Genomic DNA, 15,982 nt, shown 5'->3' on the forward strand with positions numbered 1-15,982 from the left:
ACGCTGACCGGGTCAGGCCTGCTCGGCCTCGCCGGCCGGGGCCTCGGCAGCAGCCTCGGCGGGGGCTTCGGCGGCGGCCGGAGCCTCAGCCGGAGCCTCGGCGGCGGCCGGAGCCTCCTCCGCCTTCTTCTCGCCCTCGAGCAGGTCGCGCTCCCACTCGGCGAGCGGCTCGCCCGCGGCCTTCTCGCCCTTGTCGCCGGTGGCGACGCCGGAACGGGCGATGAGGCCCTCGGCGACGGCGTCGGCGATCACACGGGTGAGCAGGGTGACGGAGCGGATCGCGTCGTCGTTGCCCGGGATCTTGTAGTCGACCTCGTCGGGGTCGCAGTTGGTGTCGAGGATGGCGACGACCGGGATGTTGAGCTTCCGGGCCTCGCCGACCGCGATGTGCTCCTTCTTGGTGTCCACGATCCAGACGGCGCTGGGCACCTTCTGCATCTCGCGGATACCGCCGAGGGTCTTCTCCAGCTTGGCCTTCTCACGCGAGAGGACCAGGAGCTCCTTCTTGGTCAGACCCGACGACGCGACGTCCTCGAAGTCGATCTGCTCGAGCTCCTTGAGGCGCTGCAGACGCTTGTAGACGGTCGAGAAGTTGGTGAGCATGCCGCCCAGCCAGCGCTGGTTGACGTAGGGCATGCCGACGCGGGTGGCCTGCTCGGCGATGGCCTCCTGCGCCTGCTTCTTCGTGCCGACGAACATGACCGTGCCGCCGTGGGCCACGGTCTCCTTGACGAACTCGTAGGCGCGGTCGATGTACGACAGCGACTGGAGCAGGTCGATGATGTAGATGCCGTTGCGCTCGGTGAAGATGAAGCGCTTCATCTTCGGGTTCCAGCGACGGGTCTGGTGACCGAAGTGGACGCCGCTCTCCAGCAGCTCCCGCATCGTGACGACGGCCATGGCCGTTCTCCTTGATTTTTCTCGGTTGTGCCGCGGAAACCGGACGGCATCCGCGCCTGACGCCCGCGATGCGCCGTTGCCGCTAAGGACCGAGGGGCGCTGATACGGACCCGCGGGGGGCCTCGTACCGGGGCGTGCGAAGTCGACCCGGTGACCCGGATCGCCTTCAGAAGTGTACGGGACCCGCGAGGCGCCGGGTGACGCCGATATCCACAACCGGCCAGTACTCCACAGATCCCGGCCGTGGTCGCGCCACTCGCGGGACGCTTCGGGCATGTCTGACGAGCGAAGCAAGCGAGAAATCCGCCGAAGGGGTCCGGGCCGGGCGGGGCGGCCGGTGTGGCCCGGATGCCCGTGCGGGCCAGGCGGGCCAGGCAGGCCTGTCTGGTGGGGCTGGCGGGCCCGATTGGGGCGGGTGGGGCAGGTTGGACGGGTTGGACGGGTGAGGAGAGCAGGAAGGGTGGGCGGGTCGGTTGGGCCAGAGGGATCAGGCCGTTCGGGGCTGGTGGGTCGGCGGGGGCAGCCAGGCGGGGCGATGCGGGCACGTGGGCTTACGCGGCCGGGCGGGTCGGTGGGGCAGGGCTGGTCATCGCGGCGATGGGGGGCGGGCCGTTCGACGGTCGTGACCGGTCTGCTGACTGTGCTGCTGGCCATGGCCTGGACATCGGCGCCGCGGGCCGCACCGGGCACACCGGACCCATCCGGCGACTCCGCCGGGGCGGGCGGGGCGGACACGGTCCCCGCGGTAGCCCGGGCATGGCCCGTGGGCCTGCGGCCGCCGGTGGTGCGGACCTGGGAGCCGCCGCCGACCACCTACGCCCGGGGGCACCGAGGCGTCGACCTGTGGGCCCCCGCAGGTTCCCCCGTACGGGCCGTCGCCCCGGGCGTGGTGTCCTTCGCGGGCCGGGTGGCAGGCCGAGGAGTCATCTCGGTCGAACTGGGGAACACGGGCGCCCCACCACTGCGGACGACCTATGAACCGGTACGGGCATCCGTACGCGAGGGCGACGAGGTGGCACCGGGAGACATCCTGGGCACCCTGGAAGCCTCCCCTTCCCACTGCCCCACGTCCTGTCTCCACTGGGGTCTGCGCAGAGCCGACGCCTACCTGAACCCTTTGTCCCTGCTCCCACCCTGGCTACTCCGCAGAGGCCCGTCCCGCCTGCTCCCGGTACCGGCGTAGCGGTTCCCGAGGAGGGCATCCCACCGGCGCCGGGGCCATTCGGAGGCGCGGCGGCGGCCACCGGGGAGGCCCGTTCCAGCGGGCCCCGCTGCCACCGGCCGCACCGCGCGAAGCCGGGCCGGGGCACCGCCGCGCTGGGCACGGCAACCGTCCGGCCGTACCCTCGCCTCGCACGGCCGTACCCTCGCCTCGCACGGCCGTACCCTCGTCGCGCGCGGTCGCGCCTGGTCGCGCCTGGTCGCGCGCGGACGCAGCCCCGTCCCGGAGCCGGCCGACGAATCACCCGGCCCTTCCGCAACGCCGGGCGGCCCCCGGCGGGTGGGGCGGCGCGGTCAGCCCCGGACTCCTCGCAGGGCCATCGCGACCGCCGCGTCGGTGATGGCGTCCGGCTCCTCCGCCGCTCCCAGCTCGATCCGCCGCACAGCCGCGTCCACGACGCCCTGGAGCAACATCGCCGCCAACCGGGGCTCCGCCTGCCCCAACGCCGCCAGCGCCTCGACGATCATCGCGACCAGCCCGCCGTGCGCGGCCCGGATCTTCTCCCGGGCACCCGCGTCCAGCTCGCTCGCCGAGATCGCCACCACGGCCCGATGCCGCCGGTCCCCGACCAGCGCCAGCTGTTTGCGGACGTAGGCCTCGACCTTCTCCTCGGGCCGGTCGGCGGCCGCCATCGCCGCCTCGACCTCCGCCGCCCAGAGGGGGAAGTCGACCTCGCACAGCTCCTCGACCACGGCCGCCCTGGACCGGAAGTACTCGTAGACGGACGATCGCGCCAGCCCCGTGCGTTCGGCGAGGGCCGGGAACGTCAACGCCTCCGTCCCGCCCTCGGACAGCAGGGACCGAGCCGCGTCCAGCAGGGCGGCTCGCTGCATCGACCGGTGCTCGGCCACGGAGGCCGCTCGAATCCTTGGCACGTCGACCACTGTACGGACGGACCGCCACCCACGGGAGTGCCTTCCCCCGACCGGCCGTCGCTCAGCCCCGGGCCCTCACCGTGACACGCGCCCCGGGCAACCGCCGGCACACCGCACCGCATCCGCCACGACACTCACCGCAGACCCCACTCGCACCACCGCCGCGAACCCACGGCGTCCCACTGCTGATACGCCGGCCACGGCCGGCCGCAGCTGTCACGACCGCTCCCGCATCCGGCTGCCCGGCCCGAGCCGCTCCAGGCCAGGGCCGACCCGTCCCCCGGCCCTCGCCACTCCGGCTCAACGGCCGAAACTCGCCAGCTTCGCCCGCAGCTGCAGCACCGACTTCGTGTGGATCTGGCTCACCCGGCTCTCGGTGACCCCGAGCACGTTGCCGATCTCGGCGAGTGTGAGCCCCTCGTAGTAATACAGCGTGACGACGGTCTTCTCGCGCTCGGGCAGAGTGTTGATGGCCCGCGCCAGGAACCTCCGCAGCTCCCGGTCCTCCGCCACCTCGACCGGGTTGTCCGCGGCGGTGTCCTCCAGCGTGTCCATCAGACTCAGACGGTCACCACCCTCACCCCCGACATGCAGCAGCTCTTCCAGTGCCACCACATTGGCCAGGGACAACTGACTGAAGACGGCGTGGAGTTCGTCGACCTGGATACCCATCTCCGCGGCGACCTCCCCCTCGGAGGGGGTACGTCTGAGGCGGGACTCCAGAGTGGCGTACGCCCGCTCCACGTTGCGGGCCTTCTGCCGCACGGAGCGTGGGATCCAGTCCAGCGCGCGCAGTTCGTCGATCATTGCGCCCCGGATCCGGGTGATCGCGTAGGTCTCGAACTTGATCTCCCGGTCGATGTCGAACTTCTCGATCGCGTCGATGAGCCCGAAGACCCCGGAGGAGACGAAGTCCGCCTGTTCGACGTTGGCCGGCAGGCCCACGCTCACCCGGCCCGCGACGTACTTCACCAGGGGTGAGTAGTGGAGGATCAGCTGCTCGCGCAGTCGTTCGTCGTTCGTCGTCTTGTACGTCCGCCACAGCTCGTCGAGTGTCGAGGGGGCGGGCGGGCGCACGGTGCCGCGAGCGGCGGACGGTACCGCCGCCCGGTCAGACCCGGAGGTGTGCTGGGGCATTCGTCGCCTTGTGCCGTTCTGCCGTGAACTGGGGATGCCTGGGTGAGCTGTCGGTCTGATGTCGAGATGCCTGCCTGATTCGGAATCCTCGTGAGCGTAGCGTGACTGGGGTGTCGCAGTGCGCGAACATCGAGGGATCACCCGGGCGCAGATACGTTCCGCTGGGAGCACTCCAGGGTGGCGGCGGTCGCACTGCGTGACGGGCGTGCGGTGCCCAACTACCGGAAACCGCAAGGCTGTCGACGTTCCCCCGGACGGCCGAACACCCTCGGTCAACTTGGCCTCCGATCCGAAGAAACGGAGATCATCGCCTGGCGTGTCAACTTCCAGCTGTCGCCGTGTCGTTCGACGTAACCAAGTGCGCGGAGTTCGTACAGTCTCCCGACCGCGTCGTCCACGGTCGTCCCCGCTCCTCTGGCCACCGCGTCGACGGCCGCCGCGCCCCGTCCCGGCAGCGCCGCGAGCACCTGTCGCGCGCCGGGTTCGAGCAGGTCACGAGGGAGGATCGGGCCCCGCTTGTCGGGCGCGAACTCACCCATGTCACCTACCAGCTCGACGACTTCCGCGGCGTCCGACACGAGCACGGCGTCGCCCCGCAGCAGCTCGTGCACCCCCGCCGACAGGGCCGAGGTCGCCGGTCCGGGCACACCCATCGTGAACCGCCCCAGCCGCTGCGCGGCCCGCGCCGTGACCAGGGCTCCGCTGCGGTGCGCCGCCTCGACGACCACGGTGCCCCTGGTGAGAGCGGCGATGACCCTGTTGCGCAGGATGAAGCGGCTCTGGGTGGGATGCTCCCCCGGCGGCAACTCGCCCACCACGAGCCCTTGTTCGGCGATCCTGTTGATCAACTGGGTATGGCCCCGGGGATAGGGCCGGTCCACCCCGCAGGCCAGCACGGCGACGGTGGCCCCGCCGACCCCGAGCACACCTCGGTGAGCGGCCCCGTCCACGCCGTAGGCCCCGCCGGACACCACCACCCAGCCCCGCTCCGCCAGCCCCGCCCCCAGGAGGGCCGCCATGTGCGCCCCGTACTCCGTGCACGCCCTCGCCCCTACGACGGCCACGGACCGCAGGGCCCACATCCGCGTATGGGCCTGCCCTCGCACCCAGAGCCCGACCGGTCTCCCGTCCCCGAGATCATCCAGCTGTCCGGGCCACTCCGCGTCCCCGGGCACCAGAAACCTGACCCCGGCCGCTCGCGCCTCGGCCAGGTCGCCCTCCGGATCGGCGCGGTCGGCCCGGGACCGCAGCCCCGCCCACCGTTTCTCCGACGCGCCCGGCAGCGGACCACCGCTCCCGGAGAGCCGCCGCGCCGTCTCCCCGGCGCCGAGTTCCCGCAGCCACCGCCCGGCTAGCTCGTCCCCGGGTTCGATGACACGGGCAAGGAAGGCCCGGTCGATCCGCTCGGCGTCCGGCGCACCGCCACCGGTCATGACCCACCCACCGACATGTCGCACCGCTCCGGCCTCATGCCAGGGCTCCGATCGCCATCGGCACTCCACGCGGAACGCCGGTGCGCAGTTGCAGAGCCAGATTGACGTCCGCCGCGTCGGGACGCTCGTGGCCGACGAGGTCCGAGATCGTCCAGGCGACCCGCAGGACCCGGTCCAGTCCCCGTGCGGTCAGAATGCCCCGCTCCAGACTCCGCTCGGCCTCGTCCATGGCACCCGGCGCCGCATGCCACCTACTGCGCAGCTCACGCCCGGGGATCTCGCTGTTCGTGCGCCAGGGCGTGCCGGCCAGCCGCAGTGCGGCTCGTTCCCTGGCGGCCCGCACACGGTCGGCCACCGTCGCCGTGGACTCGCCCCGGGCGCCTCGCTGGGTGAGCTCGGACCGGCCGACACGGTCGACCTCGACGCGGAGATCGACCCGGTCCAGCAGCGGCCCGGACAGCCTGGACTGATAACGGCGGATCAAGGCGGGGGAACACTCGCACAGGTCGTCGGTCCGCGAGAAACGGCCGCACGGGCACGGATTGGCCGCGAGCACCATCAGGAACCTCGCCGGGAAGCGGACGACCCCGGCACTGCGCGCGATCACCACGTGGCCCGCCTCCAACGGCTGGCGCAGGGCATCCAGCGCCTGGCCGCTGAACTCGGGAGTCTCGTCGAGGAAGAGCACCCCGCGGTGGGCCAGCGACACCGCGCCGGGCCGCGCGACGCCCTGACCGCCCCCGACCAGGGCCTGCATCGTCGCCGAGTGATGCGGCGCGCAGTAGGGCGCCGCATCCACCAGCGGCTTCCCCACCGGCAGCAGACCGGCGATCGAGTGGACCGCCGTGACCTCCAGGGACTCCTCCCTGCCCAGTCTCGGCAGGATGGCCGGAAGCCGCTCCGCGAGCATCGTCTTGCCCGCTCCCGGTGGACCTTCCAGGAAGAGGTGGTGCCCGCCGGCCGCCGCCACCTCCACGGCCGTCCGCGCCGCGAGCTGCCCGACGACATCGGCCAGGTCGTGCCCCAGGTCCTGCTGCGCGGCGCCCGTGGTGTGCATACCGGTGGCCGCGCCCGTGCCCGGCATGCGCAGCCCCGCCAGCAGGGGATCCGGACGTCCCTCATCGGGCTCCTCGTCCGGCACGGGCTCGTCGGCGAGGACCGCGATCAGCTGCCGCAGGGTGCGAACGCCCAGGACGGACACGCCGGGCACCAAGGACGCCTCCGCGGCCGCGCACTCCGGCACGACGACCTGTTCGTATCCGGCCTCGGCGGCGGCCAGTACGGCGGGCAGGATGCCACGCACCGGGCGGACCCTCCCGTCGAGTCCCAGCTCACCGATCATCACGATGTCGCAGAGCACGCGCGGATCGATCCGCTCGGAGGCGCCCAGGACCGCGCTGGCGACCGCGAGGTCGAAGCCGCTGCCGGCCTTGGGTACCGACGCGGGGCTGAGCCCGACCGTCAGTTTCTTCTGCGGCCACTCGGCGCCGGAGTTCACCACGGCCGCCCTGACCCGGTCCTTGCTCTCCGTCAGGCTCTTGTCCGGCAGCCCCACCAGCGTGAACGCGGCCACGCCCGGCTCGAGGTCCGCCTGGACCTCGACGACGACGCCTTCCACGCCCACGAGTGCCACGGAGCAGGTGCGGGCGAATCCCATCAGGCCACCCCCCGTACGTGTTCCACCACGGGTGCGCCGCGGTGGGGCAGGAGGACTCCGACGACATCGATGCGGACCCCGCCCGGCGGGGCCCCTCCGTGTTCCTGGAGCCACCGTTCGGCGAGAGCGCGCAGACGTCCCGCCTTGGTGGTCGTGACGGCGGCCATCGGGTGTTCGAAAGGGCCGGCCCTTCGGGTCTTGACCTCGCAGACGACCAGGGCGTCCCCGTCCCGGGCCACGATGTCGATCTCACCGGTCCTGCCGCAGCGCCAGTTGCGCTCCATGACCGTCATCCCGGCCTCGGCCAGCCGCCGCGCGGCCAGCTCCTCGCCGTACCTGCCGAGTGCTCCTCGTGCGTTGCCCATGTCGGCACCACCTCCGGCACCCACACTCAGGTCATCCCGGCCCGCTATTGGATCTCGGTGGAAAAGTCGACGATTGTGGACAACCTCGTCACCCGCCGGGATGACGGCCGGCGGAGGGCGACCGTTGGAGGACGGCGGAGGACGGCGGAGGCCACCGCCTCACCACGGCCTCAGCTGCCCGGCAGTTCCAGATCGCTCTTGTTCAGCTCCTCGATGTTCACGTCCTTGAACGTGAGCACCCGCACCTGCTTCACGAACCGGGCCGGCCGATACATGTCCCACACCCAGGCGTCCGCCATGGACACCTCGAAGAACACCTCGCCCTGCACCGAGTGCACCTGCATCTCGTAGTCATTGGTGAGATAGAAGCGCCGCTCGGTCTCGATCACGTATTTGAACAGACCGACGACATCGCGGTACTCCCGGTAGAGCTTCAGCTCCATCTCGGTCTCGTACTTCTCGAGGTCCTCGGCGCTCATGGCATGTTCCCCTTCAGCCGTGCGATCCCACCATTGTGCGCCAGCCCCGCACGCCTCTAGACAATTTCGGTCTCGAGGACCACGGGACGGGCCGGGGGACCCTCGTCGAGCAGCGTGCGCAGCAGTTCGGCGAGTCTGGTCGGGTACACAGTCTCATGCGTGCGGGTGAGTTCCCCGCACGTCCACCAGCGTGCTCCCGCGACGCTGCGCAGTTCCAGTCGGGTCAGACCCGCCGGCCCGGGCAGCGGCCGGTGCGCGACCGCCGTACGGGCCAGGTAGTACCACTCGTCCTGGTCCCAGCGGCGCCCGGCGAAGGGGAAGGAACACCTCCGCCGCCAGAGGACCTGGCCGAGCTCGGCGTCCGTGATCCCGGTCTCCTCGGCGAGCTCCCGCAGCGCGGCCTCCTCCAAGGTCTCCGCGCCCTCGACGCCACCGCCGGGGGTGAACCACCAGTCGTCCGAGGGATCGTCCGGTTCGTGGCCGTGCAGCAGCAGGATCCGATCCTGCGGATCCAGCAGGATCACCCGCGCCACCTTGCGCAGTCCGCCCTCGTAGGTGTCCTCGGCCGCCTCCCCGGCATCCCGGGCACCGCCGTCGTACGGGCTGTAGGAGGCCCCGTTCGACGAAGCCGGAGACTGGGTGCGCGGCGGCGGCTCCGACGACGCACCGTACGACGGCTCGCGCGGCGGCTCAGCCGACACCGGCGGGCTCCGTCCGCACCCGGTCACGGCCGCCGAGCCGCTTGGCCACGGGCCCGTAGGCCGCGCCGCCCAGCACGAGCAGCATGCCCACGACCAGCGCGGCGGTGATCAGCCGCAGCGGGCCGGGAGAGGACAGCGCGCCCAGCTTCTCGAAGCCCGTGGGGCGGGCCAGCATGCCGTCCATGGGCCAGACGACGGCGTCCACGCGCGCGTCGACGTTGCCCCGCGGCACCGTGCCCTGGCCGGCCTCGGTGAGGTGCGCGGTGGAGTCCAGGGAGCCGCTGCGCTCGTCGCCGAGCAGGAAGAGCCGGCCCTTCGGGACGGTGATCTCGGGGATGCCGGTCAGCTCGGCGTCCTGCCCCTTCGGCAGATACGCCTCGTCGATCTTCTTGCCGTTGACGGTCAGCTTGCCGTCGGTGCAGCAGGCGACCGTGTCCCCGCCGACCGCGACGACCCGCTTGACCATGGGCGAGTTGCCCCAGGCCTCCTCCCGGAAGACCACGACGTCACCGCGCTCGATGTCGGCGCCGTCGATCCGCTGGGCCAGGATGCGGTCCCCGGAGGTGATGGTGGGGGCCATGGAGTCGGTCGGCACGGTGTAGGGCTGGTAGACGACGGCACCCCACAGGAAGCCGCCGAGGAAGAGCACGCAGCCGAGGGCCACGGCCAGCCCCGACAGCTTGCTGCCGAGCCGTCCGCGGCCCTCGTCCGTACGGCCTGTCGTCCCGCTCATCCCAGTGCTCCCCCAGTTCGGAGATTCGATCGCCCGGGCGTCGTTCGGAGCCGCGGATGATCGGCGATCTGGGACGGCACCCTACCCGGCGGTACCCGCGCCAGAAACCCTCGGGCTCTCGGCCGCGAGGAGGCGGCGCCGGCGCCACAGCACCAGCGGAACCGCGCCCGCGAGACCGAGTGCGCCGGGCGCGGCGGCACTGAGGTTCTGGTCGAAGGTGTCCGGAACCGGCAGCGTGGACCAGCGGGTGGGCGGCCAGGCGACCACGATGGCGCGGCCGACGACGTTGTCCACGGGGACCATCCCGCGGTTCTTGTCGCTCTGGTGATAGCGGGAGTCCAACGAATTCTGACGGTGGTCGCCCATGACCCAGATTTTGCCCTTGGGTACCTTCACCTTGAACTGACCGCCGGTGTCGTCGACGGTGCAGGGGGTGTTGCCCGGGTACACGTACGGCTCGTTCAGCGCCTTGCCGTTGACCTTCAGGGGGCCCGTGCCCTTGCACTCCACCGTGTCGCCGGCGACGCCGATGACCCGCTTGATGAGGTCCTTCTCCTCGGCGGACGGCATCAGGCCGATCCAGCCGAGGACCCGCTGCACGGGGTTGGGCTCCAGGGTGGGCTCGCCGTTCAGCCAACCGGCCGGGTCGTGGAAGACGACGACCTCGCCGCGCTCCGGCTCGGAACCGAACCAGGGGGTGAGTTTGTCGACCAGGACCCGGTCGCCCTCCTGGAGGGTGTTCTGCATCGAGTCCGACGGGATCGAGAACGCCTGCACGAGGAAGGTCTTGATCAGCAGCGCGAGGACCAGCGCGATCCCGATCAGGATCGGCAGCTCCTTCCAGAAGGAGCGCTGCTTCTTCTTGGGTGTCCGGTTCTGCTCGCCGTCGTCCGTCGAGGTCCGGGCGCCTTCCCCGTCCGCCCCGTCCGGGTGGTCACTCCCGTCGGACACGGAACCCTCGGAACGCACGACGTTCTCCGCGGCCGGGGAAGCCGCCTCGTCGGACTGCTCGGGCCGTTCCTCGGAACCACCGTGTCCGGACCGTGCGCCGACCGCCAAATCCCCCACATCCACTCCTCACGCCGTACCGCCGCCCGCGCCACATCCGGTGCAGGCCCACCACTCCCATAACGAGCGGGAGTTCCGCAGGGGTCGGGAGGGGGATCAATCCGTTTCGATCCGCGGGGGCCACCCTATGCGAAGCGCCGAGGGCGGTGGTCGACCCGCTCGGCACGGCGGAGAACGTGTCCGGCTCCTCCAACTGCCCCCAGTGGCCGACCGGCCAGGCGATGACCACGGCCCTGCCGACGACGGCGTCCTCGGGGACCGTACCGCTGAACCGGGCCGTCTTGGAGTCGTCAGACTGATGGGCGCGTGAATCGGCCGAGTCCTCCCGGTGGTCGCCCATAACCCAGAGCCGTCCCTGGGGCACGGTGACCTGGAACTCCTGGGTGGAGGGCTTGTTGCCCGGGTGGATGTAGGCCGTCTCGTCCAGCGGCATGCCGTTGACGGTCACGCGGCCCTGGAGGTCACAGCACTTGACGGTGTCGCCGCCGACCGCGACGACCCGCTTGATCAGATCCTTCTCGTCATCGGACGGGAGCAGTCCGATGAACTGCAAACCCTCCTTGATCTGCTTGATGACGATGGGGTCCTCGGTCGCGGGCGTGGTCTGCTCGTCCTCCAGCCAGCCGCCGGGGTCCTTGAAGACGACCACGTCCCCCCGGGTCGGTTTCGAGCCGAACCACGGGGTGAGCTTGTCGACCAGGACGCGGTCGCCGATCTGGATCGTCTGCTCCATGGAGCCCGACGGGATCACGAACGCCTGCACGAGGAAGGTCTTGAGGACCAGCGCTATCACGACGGCGACGCCGACCAGGAGCGGGATCTCCTTGACCGCCGAGCGGCGCCTGCGACGTTTGATCTTGCGGGCGAGCTTGCGCCGTTCGACCCGGCTCGGCCGGGCGGCCCCGCCGGCCCGCCGGGTGCCGGTGGGCAGCAGATTCTCGGACGGGGCGCTGGGGGCGCCCCGGGGCCTGCCACGGTTACCCATGCGCACCGCCGCCGGCGGGCACGCGCGCGTAGGCGTCGGGGCGGTGCAGACGCGTCCAGTGGTCCGCGGGCCAGGCGATCCAGTCGGCCCTGCCGATCACGGCGTCGAGGGGGATCATGCCGCCGCCCGGGGATCCCAGGTGGTTGCGGGAGTCGCTGGAGTCGCCGCGGTGGTCGCCGAGGAGGAACAGGCGCCCCTCGGGTACGACCACGTCGAAGGGCACCGTCGACGGGCTGTCCCCCGGGTACAGAAACGACGACTCGTCGACCGACCGGCCGTTCACCTCAAGCCTCCCCTCCTGGTCGCAGCAGACCACCCGATCTCCCCCCACGCCGACAACGCGCTTGATGTAGTCGGCGTTCCCGAAGTAGCCGGTGCCGTCGAAGACGACGACGTCACCGCGCCGCGGCTCAGAACCGAAACCGTACGCCAACTTATTTACGAGAACGCGGTCCCCGATCCTCAATGAACGCTCCATTGAGCTGCTGGGAATCTGGAACGGCTGCATCACGAAGTTGCTGAAGAGCGTCAGAAAAAGCAGGCAGATCAGTACGGCAAGGGTGTATCGCCCACCCGGAACGGACTCGGTGGCCCGGCCGGCCCACGCGAAACGCGACCGCCCCTCCGGCCGCTCCGTGTCCGAGGTCTCCTCGGAACCGGCCGGGACGGATGACGTCCCGGCTTCGGAAGGGCGGGGGGAGCGGTCGCGCTCCTTGTACTGCTGTGCCTCGGTGTCCATCGGGGCCAGATCGTATCCGGCCCCTCTGTGACACGTGAGCGCGCGCTCAGTTCTCGCGCTTCTCCTTGATCTTCGCCGCCTTGCCGCGCAGCTCGCGCAGGTAGTACAGCTTGGCGCGACGGACGTCACCGCGGGTGACGAGCTCGATCTTCTCGACGATCGGGGTGTGCACCGGGAAGGTGCGCTCGACGCCGACGGAGAACGAGACCTTGCGGACCGTGAAGGTCTCGCGGACACCGGCGCCCTGGCGGCGGATCACCACGCCCTTGAACTGCTGCACACGGGAGCGGTTGCCCTCGATGACGCGGACGTGGACGTTGACGGTGTCACCCGGACGGAAGGCCGGGATGTCGCTGCGCAGCGACGCGGAGTCGACGGAGTCGAGCAGGTGAGACATTGCGTCTGCTTTCTTCGCCCATGCCACAGGTCATAGGCGGGAGCTAGGTTTTCCAGGAGGATGCTGTCCGTGTCGGGGCGGGCGTCGTGTCCCCCTGTGGCAGGGGCGCACGCCGGACGACGCACAACAGCGGCCTATTCTTCCACGCCCTCCAGCCGACGCCAAAATCGGCCGTAGGGCTCGCCCTCCGGATCAGGGGCCCAGCCCAGGATGGAGAGCATCTCGCGGTCCTTCTTGTCGAAGGCCCTGGGGTCGCAGCGCTCGACGAGGTCGGGCCGGTTGGCCGTCGTACGCCTCAGTGCCTCGTCCCGGCGCCAGCGCGCGATCCTCCCGTGGTGGCCGCTGAGCAGCACCTCGGGGATGTCCCGGCCGCGCCACTCCGGCGGCTTCGTGTAGACCGGCCCCTCCAGGAGGTTGGCCATGGCGCCGGGCGCGAAGGAGTCGTCCTGGTGGGACTCGGCGTTGCCGAGGACACCGGGGAGCAGACGGGCCACGGCCTCCGTGATGACGAGGACGGCCGCCTCTCCTCCGGCGAGCACGTAGTCGCCGATGGAGACCTCGTACACGGGCATCCGCGTGGCGTACTCGTCGATGACACGGCGGTCGATGCCCTCGTAGCGGGCCGGGGTGAAGACCAGCCAGGGCCGCTCGGAGAGTTCGACGGCGAGGGTCTGGGTGAAGGGGCGGCCGCTCGGGGTGGGGACGATGAGGGCGGGCCGCCGGGCACCGGTCTCGTAGCCGTCGGCGAGGACGGAGTCCAGTGCGTCGCCCCAGGGTTCGGTCTTCATGACCATGCCGGGGCCGCCACCGTACGGCGTGTCGTCGACGGTGTTGTGCCGGTCGTACGTCCAGGAGCGCAGATCATGCACGTGCACGTTCAGCTGTCCACGCGCGCGTGCCTTCCCGACGAGGGAGACGTTCAGGGGGTCGAGGTACTCGGGGAAGATCGTGACGACGTCGAGCCGCATCAGGCCTCGTCCCGGGACGACGCGATCTCCGCGCGGTCGTCGATCAGTCCCGGCGGCGGGGCGATGACCGCGCGCTGCTCCTGGAGGTCGATCTCGGTGACGATCTCCTCCACGAAGGGGATCATCACCTCGCTGCCGTCGGGCCGCTCGACGATGAAGAGGTCCTGGGAGGGCAGGTGGGAGATCTCCGTGATCCGGCCGACCTCGACCCCGTCCTTCGTGACCACGTCGAGGTCGATCAGCTGGTGGTCGTAGTACTCGTCCTCTTCCTCGGGCAGTTCGTCCGGGTCCACCTCGGCGATCAGGAGGGTGTTGCGCAGCGCCTCGGCGGCGTTGCGGTCCTTCACACCTTCGAAGCGCAGCAGGAGGCGGCCGCTGTGCACCCGGCCGGTCTCGATGGTGAGGGGCCCCGCCGAGGCGGGGTCGGTGGCCAGTACGGCGCCGGGCGCGAGCCTCAGCTCCGGCTCGTCGGTACGTACCTCGACGGTGACCTCGCCCTTGATGCCGTGGGCGCGGCCGATCCGTGCGACTACCAGCTGCACTGTGCTTGATCTCCTGTCATCGGACGGTCCGGCCGACCGTACGACATCGGGCCGGGGACGGCTCGATGGCCTTCCCCGGCCCGAGCCGGTGCTGCGAACTGCGTCAGCGGACGTGGTCCACGTCGACCAGGTCGACACGGACTCCGCGGCCGCCGATGGCGCCCACGACGGTGCGCAGGGCGCGGGCGGTACGGCCGTTGCGGCCGATCACCTTGCCGAGGTCGTCGGGGTGGACCCGGACCTCGAGGACGCGCCCGCGGCGCAGGTTGCGCGAGGCGACCTGTACGTCGTCGGGGTTGTCGACGATGCCCTTGACGAGGTGCTCGAGAGCCTCCTCGAGCATGCTCAGGCCTCGGTCGACTCAGACGAAGAAGACTCGGCGGCGGCCTCGTCCTTCTTCTCAGCCTTCTTCTTCTGGGTGATGGCCTCACCCTTGCCCTCGTCGTCGCCGCCGAGGGACTCGAACGACGGACGCGTGGACTTCGGCTCGGCGACGAGGAGCGGCGCCGGGGCGGGCTCGCCCTTGAACTTCTGCCAGTCGCCGGTCTTCTTCAGGATGGCGAGCACGGGCTCGGTCGGCTGCGCGCCGACACCCAGCCAGTAGGCGACACGGTCCGCGTCGACCTCGATGACCGACGGGTTGTACGTCGGGTGGTACTTGCCGATCTCCTCGATCGCACGACCGTCACGACGGGTACGGGAGTCGGCGACGACGATGCGGTAGTGAGGCGAACGGATCTTGCCCAGACGCTTCAGCTTGATCTTGACTGCCACGGGAGTGGGTTCTCCTGGATTTGACGTGGTTGGGCACGGCGGAAATGCCGCGTGGGGTTGCGGTACCCGAGTGCCCGATGGACGCGTCAGCCGGAGGAGAGAGGGGTCCTGTGCGGCTGTCGAGTACAGCTAGCCATTCTGCCACACCTCACGGGTCGCGGTTGCCGCGAGGGGGGCGCGTGCGGCCATGACTGAGCGGCACCCCGCGTCGGGGGTGCGTGTGCGCTCAGCGCCGCGTGGAGGATGCCGCGGGGACGGCACCCTCCACTGCCCATTCGACGCGCGGCTCGACGTACGACTCACTGGTACGGCCGCCACGAGCAGCCGTCCGTTCAGTTCGTCGTCGCGTCACGCCGCGCCCACGACCTCCGGGATACGGAAGGGCTTTCCGCAGCCGCCGCAGACGATGGGGGCCTGGGCGAGTACGGAGGGGACGACCCGGACGTTGCGGCCGCAGTCGCAGACCGCCTTGACCCGGACGCCGCCGCCGGAGGAGCCGTGGCGGGCGGCCGGGCCCCGGAAGCTGCGGGCCGTGTCGGCGGAGGTGGCCGCCGTGTGGGCCTTCAGGGCGCGCTGCAGTTTCTCGATGGTGGGGCGGTAGCGACGCTTCGCCTCGGGGTTGAGGGTGACCAGCGAGAAGCCGCTGCTGGGGTGCGGTTCCTCGGGATGGTCCAGGCCCAGTTCCTCGGCGATCGCGAGGAATCTCCGGTTGTGGTAGCGGCCGGCGCGGGAGGTGTCGCGGACCCCGCGGGCGGCGGCGATGCCGTGGACTGCCTCATGGAGCAGTCGCTCGAAGGAGAGCTCGTGCCCGCAGGCGGACGACGACTCTCCGATCAGGGACTCGGGAGCGGCAAGATCCGGCAGCTCGGGGTGGTACCGCTGAATGTCGGCCCACGCCTGCGCCAGCTCTGCGGCGAGAACGGGTGGTGTCTGTGTCGTGCTCACGTAATGAGAACGAGCCTGAGTGCCCGTGTGTTCCGATTCCGGGCCATCCCAAATAATTTGCA

General features: G+C 70.8%; 19 protein-coding genes. 1 reads left to right on the forward strand and 18 read right to left on the reverse strand.

Translation table 11 applies throughout. The features are described 5' to 3' along the window. Positions 1 to 12 precede the first annotated feature (12 nt). Positions 13 to 900, reverse strand: coding sequence for a 30S ribosomal protein S2 (gene rpsB / locus AC067N_RS19905; RefSeq protein WP_478680217.1), 888 nt, complete (start codon positions 898 to 900; stop codon positions 13 to 15). A 652-nt stretch (positions 901 to 1,552) separates the two neighbouring features. Here rpsB and AC067N_RS19910 point away from each other — a divergent pair. Then, on the forward strand, positions 1,553 to 2,083 hold the full coding sequence (locus tag AC067N_RS19910; RefSeq protein WP_478680375.1) for a murein hydrolase activator EnvC family protein: 531 nt from the start codon (positions 1,553 to 1,555) through the stop codon (positions 2,081 to 2,083). Between the two features lie 332 nt (positions 2,084 to 2,415). On the opposite strand, the gene AC067N_RS19915 is transcribed toward AC067N_RS19910, so the two are convergent. The 17 genes from AC067N_RS19915 to AC067N_RS19995 all read right to left on the reverse strand — a co-directional run bounded on the left by AC067N_RS19915 (position 2,416) and on the right by AC067N_RS19995 (position 15,920). Next, positions 2,416 to 2,973, reverse strand: a complete 558-nt coding sequence (locus AC067N_RS19915) for a TetR/AcrR family transcriptional regulator (protein WP_478680376.1) — start codon at positions 2,971 to 2,973, stop codon at positions 2,416 to 2,418. 324 nt (positions 2,974 to 3,297) lie between these two features. Beyond that, a complete protein-coding gene (gene whiG / locus AC067N_RS19920; protein WP_478680218.1) occupies positions 3,298 to 4,134 on the reverse strand; it encodes an RNA polymerase sigma factor WhiG in 837 nt (278 codons plus the stop codon). Positions 4,135 to 4,406: 272 nt separating this feature from the next. After that, a complete protein-coding gene (gene dprA / locus AC067N_RS19925; RefSeq protein ID WP_478680219.1) occupies positions 4,407 to 5,567 on the reverse strand; it encodes a DNA-processing protein DprA in 1,161 nt (386 codons plus the stop codon). A gap of 34 nt (positions 5,568 to 5,601) precedes the next feature. After that, entirely contained in the window at positions 5,602 to 7,224 is a 1,623-nt protein-coding gene (locus AC067N_RS19930) for a YifB family Mg chelatase-like AAA ATPase (RefSeq protein ID WP_478680220.1), read from the reverse strand. Beyond that, positions 7,224 to 7,589 (reverse strand): YraN family protein, encoded by a 366-nt coding sequence (locus tag AC067N_RS19935; RefSeq protein WP_478680221.1) that lies wholly within the window; start codon positions 7,587 to 7,589, stop codon positions 7,224 to 7,226. Before AC067N_RS19935 ends, AC067N_RS19930 begins: the two co-directional genes overlap by 1 nt. 170 nt (positions 7,590 to 7,759) lie before the next feature. Further along, positions 7,760 to 8,068: a DUF2469 domain-containing protein gene (locus AC067N_RS19940; RefSeq protein ID WP_005311352.1), complete on the reverse strand. Its 309-nt coding sequence runs from the start codon at positions 8,066 to 8,068 to the stop codon at positions 7,760 to 7,762. 56 nt (positions 8,069 to 8,124) lie between these two features. Further along, positions 8,125 to 8,610, reverse strand: coding sequence for an NUDIX hydrolase (locus AC067N_RS19945; RefSeq protein WP_478680377.1), 486 nt, complete (start codon positions 8,608 to 8,610; stop codon positions 8,125 to 8,127). Positions 8,611 to 8,758: 148 nt separating this feature from the next. Then, positions 8,759 to 9,502, reverse strand: a complete 744-nt coding sequence (gene lepB / locus AC067N_RS19950; RefSeq protein ID WP_478680222.1) for a signal peptidase I — start codon at positions 9,500 to 9,502, stop codon at positions 8,759 to 8,761. 81 nt (positions 9,503 to 9,583) lie between these two features. Then, complete coding sequence (gene lepB / locus AC067N_RS19955; RefSeq protein WP_478680223.1) at positions 9,584 to 10,471, reverse strand: signal peptidase I; 888 nt, start codon at positions 10,469 to 10,471, stop codon at positions 9,584 to 9,586. After that, positions 10,437 to 11,555: a signal peptidase I gene (gene lepB, locus AC067N_RS19960; RefSeq protein ID WP_478680224.1), complete on the reverse strand. Its 1,119-nt coding sequence runs from the start codon at positions 11,553 to 11,555 to the stop codon at positions 10,437 to 10,439. The genes lepB (AC067N_RS19955) and lepB (AC067N_RS19960) overlap by 35 nt, the downstream gene beginning before the upstream one ends. Next, positions 11,548 to 12,294 carry a signal peptidase I gene (lepB, locus tag AC067N_RS19965; RefSeq protein WP_478680225.1) on the reverse strand — a complete coding sequence of 249 codons (747 nt, stop codon included), beginning with the start codon at positions 12,292 to 12,294 and terminating at the stop codon, positions 11,548 to 11,550. The genes lepB (AC067N_RS19960) and lepB (AC067N_RS19965) overlap by 8 nt, the downstream gene beginning before the upstream one ends. 46 nt (positions 12,295 to 12,340) lie before the next feature. Next, on the reverse strand, positions 12,341 to 12,691 hold the full coding sequence (gene rplS / locus AC067N_RS19970) for a 50S ribosomal protein L19 (RefSeq protein WP_053848457.1): 351 nt from the start codon (positions 12,689 to 12,691) through the stop codon (positions 12,341 to 12,343). A 134-nt stretch (positions 12,692 to 12,825) separates the two neighbouring features. Next, positions 12,826 to 13,659 (reverse strand): tRNA (guanosine(37)-N1)-methyltransferase TrmD, encoded by an 834-nt coding sequence (gene trmD, locus AC067N_RS19975; RefSeq protein ID WP_478680226.1) that lies wholly within the window; start codon positions 13,657 to 13,659, stop codon positions 12,826 to 12,828. After that, complete coding sequence (gene rimM, locus AC067N_RS19980; RefSeq protein ID WP_478680227.1) at positions 13,659 to 14,201, reverse strand: ribosome maturation factor RimM; 543 nt, start codon at positions 14,199 to 14,201, stop codon at positions 13,659 to 13,661. The genes trmD and rimM overlap by 1 nt, the downstream gene beginning before the upstream one ends. Before the next feature lie 103 nt (positions 14,202 to 14,304). Continuing rightward, the gene (locus AC067N_RS19985) at positions 14,305 to 14,544 is read right to left on the reverse strand and encodes an RNA-binding protein (protein WP_003973401.1); all 240 of its coding nucleotides are present in this window, start codon (positions 14,542 to 14,544) and stop codon (positions 14,305 to 14,307) included. A 2-nt stretch (positions 14,545 to 14,546) separates the two neighbouring features. Next, complete coding sequence (gene rpsP, locus AC067N_RS19990; RefSeq protein ID WP_468078786.1) at positions 14,547 to 14,975, reverse strand: 30S ribosomal protein S16; 429 nt, start codon at positions 14,973 to 14,975, stop codon at positions 14,547 to 14,549. A 348-nt stretch (positions 14,976 to 15,323) separates the two neighbouring features. Then, positions 15,324 to 15,920 carry a hypothetical protein gene (locus AC067N_RS19995; RefSeq protein WP_055541811.1) on the reverse strand — a complete coding sequence of 199 codons (597 nt, stop codon included), beginning with the start codon at positions 15,918 to 15,920 and terminating at the stop codon, positions 15,324 to 15,326. Positions 15,921 to 15,982: the final 62 nt, after the last annotated feature.

The organism is Streptomyces sp. NPDC042364 (assembly GCF_056437585.1).

Excerpts from the sequence above, each read along its gene's own strand:
- lepB (WP_478680224.1), bottom strand. The coding sequence starts at position 11,555 with ATGGGTAACCGTGGCAGGCCCCGGGGCGCCCCCAGCGCCCCGTCCGAG.
- rpsB (WP_478680217.1), bottom strand. The coding sequence starts at position 900 with ATGGCCGTCGTCACGATGCGGGAGCTGCTGGAGAGCGGCGTCCACTTC.
- AC067N_RS19935 (WP_478680221.1), bottom strand. The coding sequence starts at position 7,589 with ATGGGCAACGCACGAGGAGCACTCGGCAGGTACGGCGAGGAGCTGGCC.
- lepB (WP_478680222.1), bottom strand. The coding sequence starts at position 9,502 with ATGAGCGGGACGACAGGCCGTACGGACGAGGGCCGCGGACGGCTCGGC.
- lepB (WP_478680225.1), bottom strand. The coding sequence starts at position 12,294 with ATGGACACCGAGGCACAGCAGTACAAGGAGCGCGACCGCTCCCCCCGC.
- dprA (WP_478680219.1), bottom strand. The coding sequence starts at position 5,567 with ATGACCGGTGGCGGTGCGCCGGACGCCGAGCGGATCGACCGGGCCTTC.
- rplS (WP_053848457.1), bottom strand. The coding sequence starts at position 12,691 with ATGTCTCACCTGCTCGACTCCGTCGACTCCGCGTCGCTGCGCAGCGAC.
- trmD (WP_478680226.1), bottom strand. The coding sequence starts at position 13,659 with ATGCGGCTCGACGTCGTCACGATCTTCCCCGAGTACCTCGACCCCCTG.
- AC067N_RS19930 (WP_478680220.1), bottom strand. The coding sequence starts at position 7,224 with ATGGGATTCGCCCGCACCTGCTCCGTGGCACTCGTGGGCGTGGAAGGC.
- whiG (WP_478680218.1), bottom strand. The coding sequence starts at position 4,134 with ATGCCCCAGCACACCTCCGGGTCTGACCGGGCGGCGGTACCGTCCGCC.
- AC067N_RS19910 (WP_478680375.1), top strand. The coding sequence starts at position 1,553 with ATGGCCTGGACATCGGCGCCGCGGGCCGCACCGGGCACACCGGACCCA.
- AC067N_RS19940 (WP_005311352.1), bottom strand. The coding sequence starts at position 8,068 with ATGAGCGCCGAGGACCTCGAGAAGTACGAGACCGAGATGGAGCTGAAG.
- AC067N_RS19985 (WP_003973401.1), bottom strand. The coding sequence starts at position 14,544 with ATGCTCGAGGAGGCTCTCGAGCACCTCGTCAAGGGCATCGTCGACAAC.